Source organism: Serratia sp. TSA_130.1 (assembly GCF_052691795.1).
In genome coordinates this window covers 109,451-124,741 of the sequence record NZ_JBQZFS010000006.1, presented here as the reverse complement: position 1 = coordinate 124,741, position 15,291 = coordinate 109,451, and the positions used below count along the sequence as shown (strand labels likewise).

At 64.4% G+C, this 15,291-nt stretch carries 14 protein-coding genes; 6 read left to right on the top strand and 8 right to left on the bottom strand.

Features of this window, described 5'->3' with window-relative positions:
* Positions 1-49 precede the first annotated feature (49 nt).
* Together ACUTQY_RS19485 and ACUTQY_RS19480 are read right to left on the bottom strand one after the other, a co-directional pair.
* Positions 50-1,393 (bottom strand): esterase-like activity of phytase family protein, encoded by a 1,344-nt coding sequence (locus ACUTQY_RS19485; RefSeq protein ID WP_046688014.1) that lies wholly within the window; start codon positions 1,391-1,393, stop codon positions 50-52.
* A 75-nt stretch (positions 1,394-1,468) separates the two neighbouring features.
* On the bottom strand, positions 1,469-2,668 hold the full coding sequence (locus ACUTQY_RS19480) for a cyanate transporter (protein WP_046688013.1): 1,200 nt from the start codon (positions 2,666-2,668) through the stop codon (positions 1,469-1,471).
* A 126-nt stretch (positions 2,669-2,794) separates the two neighbouring features.
* On the opposite strand from ACUTQY_RS19480, the gene ACUTQY_RS19475 reads away from it, so the two are divergent.
* Positions 2,795-3,649, top strand: coding sequence for a LysR family transcriptional regulator (locus ACUTQY_RS19475; RefSeq protein WP_033645100.1), 855 nt, complete (start codon positions 2,795-2,797; stop codon positions 3,647-3,649).
* A gap of 6 nt (positions 3,650-3,655) precedes the next feature.
* Here the strand turns inward: ACUTQY_RS19475 and ACUTQY_RS19470 are convergent, their stop codons facing one another.
* Both ACUTQY_RS19470 and ACUTQY_RS19465 read right to left on the bottom strand, forming a co-directional pair.
* Positions 3,656-4,096 (bottom strand): hypothetical protein, encoded by a 441-nt coding sequence (locus ACUTQY_RS19470; RefSeq protein WP_033645101.1) that lies wholly within the window; start codon positions 4,094-4,096, stop codon positions 3,656-3,658.
* On the bottom strand, positions 4,047-4,667 hold the full coding sequence (locus ACUTQY_RS19465; protein WP_033645102.1) for a nucleotidyltransferase domain-containing protein: 621 nt from the start codon (positions 4,665-4,667) through the stop codon (positions 4,047-4,049). The genes ACUTQY_RS19470 and ACUTQY_RS19465 overlap by 50 nt, the downstream gene beginning before the upstream one ends.
* 208 nt (positions 4,668-4,875) lie before the next feature.
* On the opposite strand from ACUTQY_RS19465, the gene ACUTQY_RS19460 reads away from it, so the two are divergent.
* The 3 genes from ACUTQY_RS19460 to ACUTQY_RS19450 all read left to right on the top strand — a co-directional run bounded on the left by ACUTQY_RS19460 (position 4,876) and on the right by ACUTQY_RS19450 (position 7,843).
* The gene (locus ACUTQY_RS19460) at positions 4,876-6,264 is read left to right on the top strand and encodes an amidohydrolase family protein (protein ID WP_046688012.1); all 1,389 of its coding nucleotides are present in this window, start codon (positions 4,876-4,878) and stop codon (positions 6,262-6,264) included.
* 101 nt (positions 6,265-6,365) lie between these two features.
* Positions 6,366-6,917, top strand: a complete 552-nt coding sequence (locus ACUTQY_RS19455; RefSeq protein WP_046688011.1) for an isochorismatase family protein — start codon at positions 6,366-6,368, stop codon at positions 6,915-6,917.
* Positions 6,918-6,919: 2 nt separating this feature from the next.
* Positions 6,920-7,843, top strand: coding sequence for a GlxA family transcriptional regulator (locus ACUTQY_RS19450; protein ID WP_033645105.1), 924 nt, complete (start codon positions 6,920-6,922; stop codon positions 7,841-7,843).
* On the opposite strand, the gene ACUTQY_RS19445 is transcribed toward ACUTQY_RS19450, so the two are convergent.
* Positions 7,838-8,830 carry an acyltransferase gene (locus ACUTQY_RS19445; protein WP_046688010.1) on the bottom strand — a complete coding sequence of 331 codons (993 nt, stop codon included), beginning with the start codon at positions 8,828-8,830 and terminating at the stop codon, positions 7,838-7,840. The genes ACUTQY_RS19450 and ACUTQY_RS19445 overlap by 6 nt on opposite strands.
* Positions 8,831-9,047: 217 nt before the next feature.
* Here ACUTQY_RS19445 and ACUTQY_RS19440 point away from each other — a divergent pair, with 217 nt between their 5' ends.
* Positions 9,048-10,295 carry an MFS transporter gene (locus tag ACUTQY_RS19440; RefSeq protein ID WP_033633516.1) on the top strand — a complete coding sequence of 416 codons (1,248 nt, stop codon included), beginning with the start codon at positions 9,048-9,050 and terminating at the stop codon, positions 10,293-10,295.
* A gap of 53 nt (positions 10,296-10,348) precedes the next feature.
* On the opposite strand, the gene ACUTQY_RS19435 is transcribed toward ACUTQY_RS19440, so the two are convergent.
* Positions 10,349-10,975, bottom strand: coding sequence for a LysE family translocator (locus tag ACUTQY_RS19435; RefSeq protein ID WP_046688009.1), 627 nt, complete (start codon positions 10,973-10,975; stop codon positions 10,349-10,351).
* Between the two features lie 121 nt (positions 10,976-11,096).
* Here ACUTQY_RS19435 and ACUTQY_RS19430 point away from each other — a divergent pair, with 121 nt between their 5' ends.
* Positions 11,097-12,008: a LysR family transcriptional regulator gene (locus ACUTQY_RS19430; RefSeq protein WP_046688008.1), complete on the top strand. Its 912-nt coding sequence runs from the start codon at positions 11,097-11,099 to the stop codon at positions 12,006-12,008.
* Here ACUTQY_RS19430 and selB read toward each other — a convergent pair.
* A complete protein-coding gene (gene selB, locus ACUTQY_RS19425) occupies positions 11,998-13,854 on the bottom strand; it encodes a selenocysteine-specific translation elongation factor (RefSeq protein WP_046688007.1) in 1,857 nt (618 codons plus the stop codon). The genes ACUTQY_RS19430 and selB overlap by 11 nt on opposite strands.
* Positions 13,851-15,245: an L-seryl-tRNA(Sec) selenium transferase gene (gene selA / locus ACUTQY_RS19420; RefSeq protein WP_046688006.1), complete on the bottom strand. Its 1,395-nt coding sequence runs from the start codon at positions 15,243-15,245 to the stop codon at positions 13,851-13,853. The genes selB and selA overlap by 4 nt, the downstream gene beginning before the upstream one ends.
* Positions 15,246-15,291: the final 46 nt, after the last annotated feature.

Below are 15,291 nucleotides of genomic sequence, written 5' to 3'. Positions count from 1 at the left end.
GCGCTAAGCGGGAAATGGCGGCCGCCGGCGATTCGGCGGCCGGGGAGCGCTACTTCAGGAAATCCTTCACGTCCAACAGGATGAACTCGTTGTCATCCGCCATATTGGGCTGGCGGCTGGAGGAGAACGGGAAGTTGTTGTCGTTGCCGACGATGATGTGGTTGGCGTCCACCACGTCCACGTTTTCGATGGTGAAGAACGGGAAGGTCAGCACGCCGTCGTTCAGCGGCTTGCGCGCCAGCTTGTTCGGATCCTGAATGTTCATCAGGTCGATATAGCCCAATTTTTCGACCGGTTTGCCGACGTTGGCGTCCGAGAAGGCGATTTTATACACCCGCTTGAACTTGGCCACCTGGCTGAAGCAGTTGTCGGTTGGCGCGCCGGCGGCGCAGGCTTTATCCGGCGTGCCTTCGCCGTTGTCGCGCTCAATCACCAGCCCGTGGGTGGCGTCGATCATGTTGAAATCGCCGATGGCGTTCTGGTTGTCTTCCAGCACGTACTGCCAGCTGCGGCCGGTCCAGGCCTGCTGTTTGACGTCGAACTCCAGCACCCGCAGGTAGCGTTTGCCGCCGACGTTCTCGAACTGTTCGCCATCCCACAGCGCCCCTTCCAGCAGCGGGTACAGCTTGCTGCCGTCCGGCGAGGCGGCCATGCCTTCAAAGCCTTTGGAACGCGCCACCTGGAAGTTCTGCTTGCCGTCCGGCGCGCCCGGCAGGGTCAGCGTCGGGTTGTCCGGCGATTTCACCACCTTGCCGTCTACCTGAGTGTCGAACACCGCCAGCACTTTGCCGTTCAGGTCGGCCTTGATCAGGTAAGGCCCGAACTCTTCACCGATCCATAAGGCATCGTCGGCAAACTGGAAGCTTTCCGGATCGAAATCGCTGCCGGTCAAATAACGCTTCTCGGTGCTCTCGTTGATGATGTGGAACGGCACCTTTTTATCCGGATCGTGCAGGAACACCGTCTTCAGCGGCGCGACCGTGCCGTCTTTGAAATCGATCTTGTAGTGGTTGAGGTACAGCATGGCGTCCGGGGAGTTGGCCTTGCTGCCGAAACCATTGTCGGTCAGCACCCAGTAGGTGCCGTCGGGCATGTGTTTGATGCCGGAGTGGCCCTGCAGCGGCTGGCCGTTGATCGGCAGGCCGATGCCGGTCAGTCGATCGGCGGATTTACCCGCCACGCTGCCCAACTCGGTGACGCGTTTCCCGCTGGTGTATTTGCCGCTCTGCTGCAGATCGCTCGGCGCGTCCTTCGGTGTGGAAACGGCGGATTTCACCGGCAGCAGCGCATGCCCCGCCAACGTCGCCGGCACCGGCTGCGCGTCGGCCCATAGGTTGGCGCTCAGCGCCATGCAGCCGACCAGCAGCGCCAGCCGGGTTTTGGTGTTGTGCATGTCATTGTCCCTTTTCGTTGTTATCGCCCAGAAGTAAAAGCAACGTCACTATAGGGAGCGGCAATGACAGAAATATTATTCGGCGAACGCCCGCCGGTAGCTGTGCGGATGGAAGCGCCAGGTGATGGCGATCAACACCACCACCAGCAGCGCGTGGATCTGCCAGTCCAGCACGAAGCCGCCGCTGTAGTCGCGCAGCAGGCCGGAAAGGTAAGGCGTGACGCCCGCCAGCAGGAAACCGACGCCCTGCATGAAGGCCACCAGTCGCCCGGCCGCCGCCGGCTGGTGCAGGTGATCGAGCGCCAGCACCAGACACAGCGGGAACGCGCCGCCCAGCCCCAGCCCGGAAAGCAACACCCACAGCCACGGCAGCGTCTGCGGCAGATAAATCAGGCCGATAAAGCCGATCAGTTGCATCATCAGCGCCAGCAACAGCAGCGGCCGCCGGTCATGATTGCGCGCCAGCGCCGGCAGCAGCAGCGCCCCCACCACCTGGCCAAAGGTCATCAACGCCAGCAGCGAGCCGCTAGCCTGCGGCTGCCAGCCGAGCTGCATGTAATACGGCGGCAGCCACGCAATCAGGCTGGTATAGCCGCCATTGATCAGGCCGAAATAGGCGCCGAGCAGCCAGGCGCGCCGGTTGCGCAGCAGGCTTGGCCCGCGGTTTTCGCCCGCCGCGCCCAGGCGAGACAGCCCACGGCTGACCGGCCACCAGGCCAGCAGCGCCACCAGGGCCGGCAACGCCCACCAGGCCAGTGCGCTGTGCCAGTCGTGCCCTACGCTCATCAGCCACGGGGTGATCGCCGCCCCCAACCCGCCACCGCCCATCAGCGCCGCCGACCACAGCCCGGCCACCAGCGCCATGCTTTTGAGGAAGTGATGCTTGATGATGCCGGGCATCACCGCCTGGATCACCCCGATGCCGAGCCCGCCCAGCACCGCGCTCATCAGCAGTTGCACGCTGCCGGGGGCCAGTTCGCGCCAAAGCGCGCCCAGCCCGATCGCCAGCAGGCTCAACGCCACGGCGCTGCGTTCGCTGAACAGTCGGTTGATGGCGCCGCCCGCCAGCGCCATCAGGCCCATCATCAGCACCGGCAGCGTGGTCAACAGCGCCGCGCCGCCAAAACTCAGCCCGGTAGCCTGGCGCAACGTCGGCAGCAACGGGCCAATCGAGGTCAACAGCGGCCGCATGTTCAGGCCGATCAACACCAGCGCCAGCAACAGGGGGTTGAGCCAACGGCGTGGAGAAGGTGAATTAACAGAATGATTTAACAAGGTATATTCCTGGTACTGCGAAATGAAGAGTGCGGCGTCACAGCGCGATCGCCGCAGCGTTGCGTTACTGTAGGCAACGCCGCTAGTATTGGGAAATTAAATAATAAAATAGCCAACAGTGGGAAAATGAATCGCTACCCGATGTTCAATCCGCAGCTGCTGCTCAGCTTCGTCGCCGTGTGCGACAGCAACAGCTTCACCCGCGCCGCAGAGCGGGTGTTTTTGTCGCAGTCCACCGTCAGCCAGCAGGTGCGCCGGCTGGAAGAGATGCTGGGCAAGCCGCTGTTTGAGCGTTCCTCGCATCAGGTGCTGCTGACCGAAGAAGGCGTCAAGCTGTTGAGCTACGCGCGCCGCATTATCGCGCTGAATGAAGAAGCCCACGATGCGCTGACCGGCATCTGGCGCGACGGCGTGCTGCGGATCGGCATGCCGGAGGATTTCGCCGTGCCCACCACCGGGCTGCTGGCCGAATTCAGCCGCGAGCACCCGCACCTGCGGCTGGACGTCGCCAGCGGCCTGAGCGCCGATCTGCACAACGCCTACGCGCGTGAAGAGCTGGATCTGATCCTGGTGAAGCAGCGCCGCCGGCAACCGCCGCGCGCCGCGCGGCCGGAACCGCTGCTGTGGCTGGACAGCCTGGCCTTCCCGGCCATCGAGCAATCGCCGGTGCCGCTGGCGGTATTTCCACTGAACGGCCTGTACCGCGACGAGCTGTGCCAGGCGCTAGACACCCTCGGCAAACGCTGGCGCATCGGCTACAGCAGCGCCAGCCTGGCGGCGCTGACCGCCGCTTCGGCCGCCGGGCTGGGCGTCACCCTGCTGCCGGCCGGCTGCCGTTTGGCGACGCACCGGGTGCTGGGCGCGGCCGAAGGATTGCCGCCGATAGACAGCTTCGAACTGGCGCTCTACTACCGCGACGGCGCTCCCGCCGCCACGCTGGCGCTGGCCCAGCGGCTGGCGGCGTTTTGCGGGCTGAAGTAAGGCAGCTTACGCCACTATCTGCGGATGTTCGCGCTGCAGCCAGTCGATAATCCGTACCCACAGCGCTTCTGTCTGCTCAAGGCAAGCCTGTACCGCCGCGTCCGTCACCAAGTCGCCGGAATAATCCGCCACGTTGCGCTGTTTTCGCAATGCATCCAGGCAGATCATTTCCTCTCGCGGCAGCCCTACGGTGAGCGGCAACGATTGGATCATGATCTGGTGATGGCCGGGTTTGCTGGTCAGCGTGCGGTATCCTTTGGCTTGTAAAGCGGCATTCGCCATTTGCATGACCGCCTTATATGCCGTGTCGAAACGGCTCTCATTGCTAAGCTGAGTGATACCCGCATCGCGTCGGTTGCGAGCGGCGGCGGCCAGCAATTTTTTAATCGCCCCCGCGTCAGGCGTTATCACCTCCAGTCCCAGCCCGACCAGATTGTCCAGCGTCATCCTTGTCTCCCACAATCCAGAGTTGGGGTTTATCCATAATGTCCTGAATAAACGCGGAGTTCTCGGCCAAAGCCGCTCGCCACTCTTCAGGCGAATACAGTTTGGGGTTAATTTCCCGACCCAGCGTTGCCTGCAGCGGGTAAACCGCCTGAATCACCTCCGCAAAAGACAGTTTGCCGACGATCAGAACATCGATATCACTGGCCGCCGTCGCTTTGCCACTGGCGACAGAACCAAAAATAAAAGCGCGTTCAATAGCTTCGCCAAACGCTGCCAATGTCTGCCTTAAGCACTCCGCCGGCCCGCAAACCTTGCGGAAAATCGCCGCCAGCTCAGGGAAAATCAGGCAATCGGCGTTGGCCTGATAGCAAATTTGGTTGCCCTGCCGCTGCCTGAGCAAGATGCCGCTCTCCGCCAACCTGCTCAACTCTTTATGTAAAGTGCCGGCCTGAGTTGCGGTGCGCCGCGCAATTTCTCGCACATGAAACGCACGCCCGGCTTCAATAAACAGCAGGCTTAGCACTTTTCTACGGTATTCGCTGAACAGCAACTCGAGCATCGGATCGTGCATAACGCTGACCTCAATGTAGCTTTAATGACTACAAATGTAGCCATTAAAGCTACGAAAGAGCAAGCCAGGAAAATCCTTGCCCCGGCGCACGCCGGTCATTACCAAATCGAATAGTCACCAGTGGCAAATGTCGCTGCCAACCGGCCGGTTCCTCTCCTAAATTGGGGGATGTTTTCACCCACCTCACCTCTGGATTAAGGAACCGAACGTGGAAAACCCTCAACAACCGGGCCGCAGAGCCTTCCTCAGCCAAACCGGCAAACTCACCACCGCTTGCGCAGTGATCGGCCTGACCGGCGGCATGGCGCAGGCCGCTTCGCCTGGCGGCGAGCCGTGTGCGCCAACGCCGATGACCCTGACCGATCGCCACTACTGCCTGAGCGAGGTGCGGCTGGAAGACGGCTTTGAATACGACGGCGAAACGGTGATCGACACCCGCACCGCGCTGTACACCCTGGAGATCAAAGACGGCAAGATCGCCGCCATTCACGCCGCCAACGCCGCGTTGCCGGCCGGCGTGCCCCGCTATAAGGCGCAGGGCCGGCTGCTGCTGCCGGCATTTCGCGATATGCACATCCACCTGGATAAAACCTTCTACAGCGGCCCGTGGCAGGCGCCGCGCCCGCGCCAGGGCAAAACCATCATGGACATGATCGCGCTGGAGCAGACACTGATCCCGACACTGCTGCCCACCTCGCAGCAACGGGCGGAAAACCTGATCGCCTTGCTGCAGTCCAAAGGCAGCACCGTGGCACGCAGCCACTGCAATATCGATCCGGTCAGCGGCCTGAAAAGCCTGGAGCACCTGCAGCGCGCGCTGGAAAACCACCGGGCGGACTTCAGCTGTGAAATCGTCGCCTTCCCGCAGCACGGCCTGCTGCACTCCAGGGTCGATGCGCTGATGCGCGAAGCGATGCAGATGGGCGTGCAGTACGTCGGCGGGCTGGATCCGACCAACGTCGACGGCGCGATGGAGAAATCGCTCGACGCCATGTTCCAGATCGCCCTCGATACCGGCAAAGGCGTGGATATCCACCTGCATGAAACCAGCCCGGCCGGGGTCGCCGCCATCAACTACATGATCACCACCGTGGAGAAAAACCCAGCGCTGCGCGGCAAGGTCACCATTAGCCACGCTTTCGCCCTGACCACGCTGACGCCGGGCGAACTGGCGGAAACCGCCACCCGGCTGGCGGCGCAGCAGATCACCATCGCCTCCACGGTGCCGATCGGCGGCCTGATGATGCCGCTGCCGCAGCTCAGTGAGAAAGGGGTGTTCGTGATGACCGGCACCGACAGCGTGATCGACCACTGGTCGCCGTTCGGCACCGGCGACATCCTGGAGAAGGCCAATCTGTACGCCCAGCTGTACCGCGGTTCCGACGAGTATCACCTGTCGCGCGCCATGGCCATCTCCACCGGCGGCGTGCTGCCGCTGGACGATAAGGGGCAGCGCGCCTGGCCGAAAGCCGGCGATGCCGCCGAGTTCGTGCTGGTCAACGCCAGCTGTTCCGCCGAGGCGGTCGCCCGTCTGCCGGCGCGCAGCGCCACCTTCCATCAGGGGCGCCTGGTCGCCGGCCAGGTGAGCAAAGCCTAAGGTCGGTCCGTTGTTGTCATCATGATGGCCGTTTTTGGCCTTCTGCCAGAGTAAGGCGCGGCGCAAGATGGTCGCTACACACACTGGCGGAGGGCCGAAAAATGTCACAGAGCGCGTTATTGATCATCGATGTCCAGCAATCATTCCAGCACCGTCCATTCTGGCAGGAGGACGATCTGCCGGCGTTTCAACAGGCGCTGACCCGCCTGATCGCGGGCTGCCGACAGCGCGGCGCGGCCCTGGTCGACGTGCTGCACGTTTCGCCGCAAGGGCCGTTCTCACTGGCTTCGGGCCATGTGCAGCGCCTGCCGTTCCTCACCCACCAGGCGGATATCACCATACACAAGCATGTGCACAATGCGCTGACCGAATCCGGCCTCAACGCCTGGCTGCGCGAGCGGGACATCAACCACCTGATCGTCTCCGGCATCCGCACCGAGCAGTGCTGCGAAACCACCACCCGGGTGGCGTCCGATCTCGGTTATCGGGTGACTTTCGTCACTGAGGCGACGTTAACCTTCCCGATGCGCCATCCCGGCGGCGAAGTCTTTACCCCCGCGCAGTTGAAGCGGCATACTGAAACCGTACTGGTCGATCGTTTCGCCCGCATCGCCAGCGTGGATGAGGCGCTGGCGCAACTCGCACAGGAGTAACCATGTCGCAGGCCGTCTATTTTCTGCTGTTGCCCAACGTGCTGTCGCTGGACGTCAGCGGCCCGGCGGAAACCCTGCGCCTCGCCGGGCAGTTCAGCCTGCGTTACCTCAGCCCGGCGCCGCAGATCGTCTGCTCCATCGGCATGACGCTGAGCGGCCTGCAGCCGTTGCCCGAGCGCCTGGAAGACGGCGCCATCCTGGTGCTGCCGGGCGTCGGCGATTCGCAGCGCTATTTCGCCGGAGAGGAGGCCGAGCAGGCGCGCCGCTGGCTGGCGACGCTGCGGCCCGATCTGCAACGGCAGCGCATCACCCTGGTGTGCATCTGTTCCGGCGCGCTGCTGGCGGCGCAGGCCGGGCTGCTCGACGGCTATCAGTGCACCACCCACCACGACGTCATCGAACGTATCCGCCTGCAGGCGCCGGCGGCGCAGGTGAAAGAGAACCGCATCTTCGTCGAAGACCGCGGCGTCTACACCAGCGCGGGCATCACCACCGGCATCGATTTGGCGCTGCACCTGGTCCACCGCCACTGCGGCTCCGGCCGGGCGCGCGACGTCGCCCGCGATATGGTGGTCTATTTCCGCCGCGCCGGGGACGATCCGCAACTGTCGCCCTGGCTGCGCTACCGCAACCACCTGCACCCGGCGGTGCACCGCGCGCAGGACGTGATGGCCGCCGAGCCGGAGGCCGACTGGTCGGTGCCGCAGATAGCGGAGAAGGCGCACGTCAGCAGCCGCCACCTGGCGCGGCTGTTTCGCAGCCACGTCGGCATCAGCGTGCGGGAATATCATGAGCAGCTGCGGTTGGCGGTGGCGCAACAGCGCCTGCAGCAAGGATATGGCTTGGAGAAGGCCGCGCTGGCGGCCGGTTTTTCCTCCGGGCGGCAGCTGCGCCGCGCCCAGCAGCGCCAACCCTCGCCGCTATGACACCAGCCGGCGGGTATCCAGCCGCTGCAGGCCGACAGACAGCAGCAGGCTGCCCCCCAGCGCCACGCCGAACACCCAGAAGATATCCAGCAGCGGGTGGCCGGTGAAGTCCAGGTGCCGGCTGCGCATCACGTTGACGATAAGGGCGTGAAAACCGTAAATCGCCAGCGAATGGCGGGAGAACGTGCTCAACCAGCCGATCGGCTGCGGCAGACAGTGTTTCACCCACACCAGCAGCGCCACCGCCGCCATAAACACCAGCGGGCCGCTGTAGATGTAGTAGGTATCGGCGAAGTTGCCGTTGATGAACAGCTGATGTTTGGTGCCGCGCGCGATCAGCGCCACGCACAGCGCAAATCCCAACGCCGCCAACCAGCCCACGGCGCGCCCGCGCGCCTCCATCATGCCAATCGCCCGTCCGGCCAACGCATACAGCAGGTAGTAGAAGGTATCGCCGTAGATATACAGGTTAACCGGCAGCAGATGCGCGTTGCCGAAGGTCAGCTTATCGGTATTCGGGTTGGCGATCGCCGCCAACATCACCAGCGCGGCGGCCAGGTAGCGGCGCGATACCGGTTTGACGCTAATCAGCGGCGACAGCAGGTAAATCACCGCGATGGCGTAGAAAAACCACAGATGATAGAACACCGGCTTTTGCAGGATGCCGCGCAGCGACGGCCAGAAACCGATCTTGGTGAAAGCCGCGATATAGATCAGCGCAATGGCGCTGTAGAACAGAATGCAGCAGAGGATGCGGGTGAAATGCCGCCGGCCGGCGCTCTTTTCGCCGAAGAACAGGTAGCCGGAAATCATAAAGAACAGCGGCACCGACACGCGTGACAGTGAGTTCAGCACGTTGGCGATGTCCCAGTTGTGCAACCCTATCGCCGCGCCGTTGGTGACGTAATAGGTGGTGGCGTGGATCATCACCACCATCATGCACGCCATCGCCCGCAGGTTGTCTATCCAGCCGATTTTCTCGCTCAAACGCTCGCCCGATCTTGTGTCATATTGATATGTTAAGAAGAGGTTATCGGGCACGGCGTTCGGCGACAACCCAAAAGCGAAATATCAGAATGCACTTAAACAACACCTTATGATTGCGAAGGTGAACAATTGGCGGCAAAATAGCCGCCATAACTCGCTCAGTTTGCGCTTCCCGCCCTGGCAGTTCTTTTTTCTCTTTTACTATCAGTACAATAATATGAAAACGACATTACCACCTGCGGCACGTTTGGGCCGGCAGGCGCTTTTATTCCCTCTTTGTCTGGTGCTGTTCGAGTTCGCCACCTATATCGGCAACGATATGATTCAGCCCGGCATGCTGGCCGTCGTGGCGGATTTCAACGCCGGCGAAGAGTGGGTGCCCACCTCGATGACCGCCTATCTGGCCGGCGGCATCTTCCTGCAGTGGCTGCTCGGGCCGCTGTCAGATCGCCGCGGCCGTCGCCCGGTGATGCTGGCCGGGGTGGCGTTCTTTATCGTCTCCTGCCTGGCGATCCTGCTGGTCACCACCATCGAGCAGTTCATCGCCATGCGTTTCCTGCAGGGCATCGGCCTGTGCTTTATCGGCGCGGTCGGCTACGCCACGATTCAGGAGTCGTTCGAAGAGGCGGTGTGCATCAAAATCACCGCCCTGATGGCTAACGTGGCGCTGATCGCCCCGCTGCTGGGGCCGCTGGCCGGTGCGGCGCTGATCCACGTCGCACCGTGGCAAAGCATGTTCGTGCTGTTTGCGGCGCTGGCGGCCATCGCCTTCTACGGCCTGTGGAAAGCCATGCCGGAGACCGCCACGCTGCAGGGTGAGGCGTTCTCCGCCGCCAACCTGTGGCGCGACTACCGCCAGGTGCTGGGCAACCGCCGCTTCCTGTGCGGCGCCCTGGCGATCGGTTTCGCCAGCCTGCCGCTGCTGGCCTGGATCGCCCAGTCGCCGGTGATCCTGATCAGCGGGGAGTCGTTGTCGACGCTGGATTACGGCCTGCTGCAGATCCCGGTGTTCGGCGCGCTGATCCTCGGCAACCTGACGCTGGCGCGCCTGACCGGCAAAAACAGCGTGGAGCGCCTGATCAAACTGGGCGCAGGCCCGATGCTGCTGGGGCTGCTGATCGCCGCGCTGGCGACTCAGTTCTCCAGCCACGCCTACCTGTGGATGACCGCCGGCCTGAGCCTGTACGCCTTCGGCATCGGCCTCGCCAACGCTGGGCTGTACCGCCTGACGCTGTTCTCCAGCAATGTCAGCAAAGGCACCGTGTCCGCCACCATGGGCATGCTGAGCATGATGGTGTTCACCGTCGGCATCGAGCTGGCCAAGGTCGCCTACGTCTGGGGCGGCAGCGGGCTGTTCAACCTGTTCAACCTTATCAGCGGCCTGTGCTGGCTGACGTTGGTGGCGCTGTTCCTCGCCAAACGCCGCAACGGCGACCCCACGCCGCAGCCGAACGGCGCGGCATAAGCGCGACGATAAAACGCCGGTCTGGTTTCCCGACCGGCGTTTTTTATGCGGCTTCAGCCGAGCAGCTCCCCCAGCGCATACCCCGCTCCCACCACCGCTACCGCCAACAACAGCAACGCCGACAGGACGGAGATCGCCCGTCGCGCGCGCTGCAATGCCGTTCCCGACAGCAGGGTGATATAGGCCAGCAAGATGGCGAAGTCCATCAGCACCCACAGCGCGGTCAGCAACGTCAGGCTGCCGCCGACCGAGGGGGTGACGGCGATGAACTGCGGAAAAAAGGCGACGAAGAAAATGATGTCCTTAGGGTTGGCGATGCCCACCAGAAAACCGTTCACGATCGCCGAGCATTTTTGCGGCGGCGCAACGGGCCGCGCATCGGGGGCCGGCGAGGAGAAATCCTCATACAGCGAGGCGATCGCCATGCGGGCGATAAACAAGCAGCCCAACAGGCTGATCCCCTGCAGCATGCGCCTTTCGACGGCGAACAGCCCGGTGACGATCAGCGCAGCGATGCCGATCAGCAGCAGTGAGGCCCCGTTGCTGCCCAGCGCGGTCCACAGCGCCCGCCGGGCGCCAAAGCGCGTCGCGGTGTTGGCGACCATTACCACCACCGGCCCCGGCGTGGCGATAAGCAGGAAAATAGCGGCGAAATACGCCGCCAGCAACGACAGGTTCATCTTTATTTCACTCACATTCAGACGGTTGGCATCGGATCATTATGATGCCGCCGCCCCCGCCTTGAAAAAGGAGTAATCCTGTCGTTTACTGTGAATCAGACTCATCCTGAGAGACGCCGCGATGGCCAGTTCCCTTCCGCCGCTTTACGCCCTGCGCGCCTTCGAAAGCGCCGCCCGCACCGGCTCGTTCACGCTGGCCGCCGACGCGCTGCATCTCACCCCCAGCGCCGTCAGCAAGCATATCAAAACGCTGGAGCAGCACTTTGGCTGTCGCTTGTTCCAGCGCAATGGCCCGCGCATCGAGGTCACCCCGCAGGGAAAAATCTTCGCCGCCGAGCTGCAGCAGGGGTTTGCGCGCATCGAGCAAGCCTGCGAGCTGTTCAGAAGCCACCGCGATCTGCTGCGGCTGAAGGCGCCCTCTACCCTGACCCTGCGCTGGCTGCTGGACTGCCTGAGCCGGTTCCGGCAAACGGCGCAGGCGTTCGAAGTGCAGGCAGCCAGCGTGTGGATGGACATCGACAACGTGGACTTTTTCAGCGAACCCTACGACTGCGCCATTCTGCTCGGCAACGGCTATTTCGGCGCCAACACCGCCGCCGTAAAACTGTTCGACGAATGGCTGATCCCGATTTGCGCCCCTGCGCTGCTCGCCGACGCGCAGCGCGATCTTGCCGCCTGCCCGCTGCTCCATCCTTCGCCCGATCGGCGCGACTGGCGGCGCTGGCTGCAAAAAAGCGGCATCGCGGCCCCGATCGCTCTCACACGCGGCCAGGTATTTGATTCGCTGGAACAGGGCAACGCGGCGGCCATCGCCGGGCACGGCGTCTCGATCGGCGATCTGGCGCTGAGCCTGCGGACGATTGAGGAGGGGTTATTGGCGGTGCCCTGTGACGCCGCCGTGCGCACCGGCGACGGTTACTATCTGGTTTGGCCGGAGGAATCGGCGAAACGGCCGCTGATCGAGCGTTTACAAGCGTTTCTCGCCGCCCAAACGCCCGACGTCAGCCGGGCCGCCGTCAGGTTTATCGGGTAGGGGACTCGCTACCGAACAGCCCGCCGTCGCGCAGCAGATGCTCGTTGCCCTTGCGGCGGGTAAAGCCGCTGCGATCGAAGAACTCCAGCACCTGGATCGCCAGCTTGCGCCCGACGCCGAGCCGATCGCGGAAATCGGCGGCGTTGGCGCCCCCGCGCTCCGCATCCAGCTCGCGGATCAGCGCCGCGAACTGATCGATGCGTCGGCTGAGGTAGTAGCGATCCACCACCACCGCCGTCACATGGCCCAGTTGAGCCGCCTTGCGCAGCAGCGCGCGCACCCGGCTCTCGTCTTCGCCCAGCTCGCTCGCCAGATCGCGCACCCACCACGGCTCGTCGCCGAACAGCGGCTCGATGCGCGCCCACAGCGGCGCCTCGTCGGCGCTGAACGCCAGGCCGTGTTCCGGCAGATGCAGCCAGCCGCGCGTATTGCGCAGCGCGCCGGCCTTCAGCAGCCGATCGATCATCATAAACACCAGCGTTTCCGGCTGCTGAGGCAGAGCCATGCGCCGCAGGCGGGCGCGCCCTAAGCCCAGCTGATCGGCGTGCTGTTGGTGATACTCCGCCAGCACCTGCAGCAGGCGGCTTTCCGCCTGTTGCACCTGATCCTGCGCCAGCGCCCGGTCACCGACGATCAGCAGATCGCGGTTCGCCAGCAGTGCCGCCAGGCCGTCGTCGGTCAACTGACGCGCCCAGGCAAACGCCGCCAGCGACAGCGCGCCGTGCGGCAGCTCAAGCGCCAGCGCCTGCGCATCGTCCTGCGCCTGCGCCAGGGCCTGCAGCCAGGCCAGGTAGTCCGGCTGGCGCTTGCCGCGCTTGGGCGCATTCAGCCTGAGTACCCGGGCCGCGCCCAGCGTTTGCCGCGCGCCGATATCGCGCAGCACCAGCCGATCGTTCTCCGCCAGCCACAGCGGACGATCGAGGATCAGTTCCGCCAGCCCGTCGTTCAGCAGCGAAATGCGCCCGGTGATGTGGCTGGCGGCATGGTGCAGATGCAGCGGCTGCCAATGGCGGATCGGCCGATCCGTCTCAAGCGCCACCAGAATGCGTTCCGCCGCCTCCGGCGGGCGCTGCGCCAGCAGCCAATCGCCGCGCGCGATCCGGTCTTTATCGACATCGCCGCTGATGTTAAGCGCGATGCGTTGCCCGGCCTGCGCCTGTTCCACGGTCTGATTCTGGGCATGCAGGCCGCGCACCCGCACCGGCGCGTCGGCGCCGGTCAGCCACAGCGTATCCCCCACCTTCACCCGGCCGCCGAGCGCGGTGCCGGTCACCACCAGCCCCGCCCCTTTGACGCTGAACGCACGGTCTACCGCCAGACGAAAACGGCGCGTCAGCGCATGCTCGCCGGGCGACAGCGCCAGCAAATGCGCGCGCAGCGCCTCGATACCCTCGCCCGCCACTGCTGCGGTGACAAACAGCGGCGCATCGGGCCAGCCCTGGCGCGCCAGCTCGTCGCGCACCTGAACGCGCACCTCATCGACACGCGCCGCCTCCACCCGGTCGGCCTTGGTCAGCGCCACCGTCAGCGCCGGGCGCCCGCTCAGGCGCAGGATCGCCAGATGCTCGCGGGTCTGCGCCATCACACCGTCGTCGCAGGCCACCACCAGCAGCGCATGGTCAATGCCGCCGACGCCCGCCAGCATATTGGCGAGGAATTTTTCGTGGCCGGGCACGTCGATAAAGCCCAGCACCCGGCCGTCCGGCTGCGGCCAGTAGGCGTAGCCCAGATCGATGGTCATGCCGCGGCGCTTTTCTTCCGGCAGGCGATCCGCGTTGATCCCGGAGATCGCCTGCAGCAGAGTGGTTTTGCCATGATCGACATGGCCGGCGGTGGCGATGATCATGATGCGCTCAACGCGTCGATCAGCGCCCCTTCCTGTTCCAGACAGCGCAGATCCAGCCACAGCCGGCCGTCGCCAAGGCGGCCGATCACCGGCTGCGGCAGGCGGCGCCAGCGTTCAGCCAGCGCTTCCAGCGTGGCGCCGCGGCCGTCGCGCGGCGTGAAGGTCAGCGCATAGCTGGGCAGGCGATCCACCGGCAGCGAACCGCTGCCAATCTGCGACCAGCACGGTTCGGCGCGCAGCTCGAAATCGGCGGTGAACCGTGGCGTCAGCGCCGTCAGCAGCCGCTCGGCCGCCTGTTGCATCTCCTGCTGCGGGCGGGTCAGCAGCCGCAGCGTCGGCAGTTGCTCAGCCAGTTTTTCCGGCTGCAAATAAAGCCGCAGCGTGGCCTCCAGGGCCGCCAGCGTCAGCTTGCCGACGCGCAGCGCGCGCTTGAGCGGGTGCTGCTGCAGGCGCGCGATCAGCGCCTTTTTGCCGACGATGATGCCGGCTTGCGGGCCGCCCAGCAGCTTATCGCCGGAGAACGTCACCAGATCGACGCCGGCGGCCAGCAGCCGCTGCGGCATCGGTTCGGCGGGCAGGCCGTACTGCGCCATATCGATCAGCGAGCCGCTGCCCAGATCGGTGGCGGTCGGCACGCCCTGTTCGGCCCCGAGCTGCGCCAGTTCGGCCTCATCGACCGCAGCGGTAAAGCCCTGAATGCTGTAGTTGCTGGTGTGCACTTTCATCAACAGGCCGGTCTGCTCGTTGATGGCCTGGCGGTAATCCTTCAGATGGGTGCGGTTGGTGGTGCCGACCTCAACCAATTGACAGCCGGCCTGGCGCATCACGTCGGGAATGCGGAACGCGCCGCCGATCTCCACCAGCTCGCCGCGCGACACCACCACCTCTTTGCCGGGGGCGATCGCCGCCAGCATCAGCAGCACCGCCGCCGCGTTGTTATTGACGATGCAGGCGTCTTCCGCGCCGGTCAGCCGGCACAGCAGACTCGCCACCGCCCGATCGCGATGGCCGCGCCCGGCGCCGTCCAGATCGTACTCCAGCGTCACCGCCTCCCCCATCACCGCGCTCACCGCATCCTGCACCGGCTGCGCCAGCAGGGCGCGCCCGAGGTTGGTGTGCAGCACGGTGCCGCTGAGGTTGAACACCGGCAATAACGCCGGGCGTTGCTGCCGGGCCAGCTCGGCCCGCAGCGCCTGCGGCCAGTCGCCGCACCAGGCCGGTAAACGTTGCTGCTGTTTTATCGCGTCGCGCGCCTCGGCCTGCAGCCGGCGCAGCAGTTCGCCGATCAGCGTCTGGCCATGCTGCGCCACCAGCGGTTCAATCGCGGGTTCACGCAGCAGACGGTCGATGGCGGGCAGTTGGCTGTAAAGAAGGTGGGATTCAGTGCTCATGGTCGCTCGGTTTTCAGTTTAGACGTATCGGCATAGCAAAACCCCG

What these genes read in the sequence shown, in the direction of transcription:
- ACUTQY_RS19485 (WP_046688014.1), bottom strand. Translation starts at nt 1,393, where the DNA reads ATGCACAACACCAAAACCCGGCTGGCGCTGCTGGTCGGCTGCATGGCG.
- ACUTQY_RS19475 (WP_033645100.1), top strand. Translation starts at nt 2,795, where the DNA reads ATGAATCGCTACCCGATGTTCAATCCGCAGCTGCTGCTCAGCTTCGTC.
- ACUTQY_RS19470 (WP_033645101.1), bottom strand. Translation starts at nt 4,096, where the DNA reads ATGACGCTGGACAATCTGGTCGGGCTGGGACTGGAGGTGATAACGCCT.
- ACUTQY_RS19465 (WP_033645102.1), bottom strand. Translation starts at nt 4,667, where the DNA reads ATGCACGATCCGATGCTCGAGTTGCTGTTCAGCGAATACCGTAGAAAA.
- ACUTQY_RS19455 (WP_046688011.1), top strand. Translation starts at nt 6,366, where the DNA reads ATGTCACAGAGCGCGTTATTGATCATCGATGTCCAGCAATCATTCCAG.
- ACUTQY_RS19450 (WP_033645105.1), top strand. Translation starts at nt 6,920, where the DNA reads ATGTCGCAGGCCGTCTATTTTCTGCTGTTGCCCAACGTGCTGTCGCTG.
- ACUTQY_RS19440 (WP_033633516.1), top strand. Translation starts at nt 9,048, where the DNA reads ATGAAAACGACATTACCACCTGCGGCACGTTTGGGCCGGCAGGCGCTT.
- ACUTQY_RS19435 (WP_046688009.1), bottom strand. Translation starts at nt 10,975, where the DNA reads ATGAACCTGTCGTTGCTGGCGGCGTATTTCGCCGCTATTTTCCTGCTT.
- ACUTQY_RS19430 (WP_046688008.1), top strand. Translation starts at nt 11,097, where the DNA reads ATGGCCAGTTCCCTTCCGCCGCTTTACGCCCTGCGCGCCTTCGAAAGC.
- selB (WP_046688007.1), bottom strand. Translation starts at nt 13,854, where the DNA reads ATGATCATCGCCACCGCCGGCCATGTCGATCATGGCAAAACCACTCTG.
- selA (WP_046688006.1), bottom strand. Translation starts at nt 15,245, where the DNA reads ATGAGCACTGAATCCCACCTTCTTTACAGCCAACTGCCCGCCATCGAC.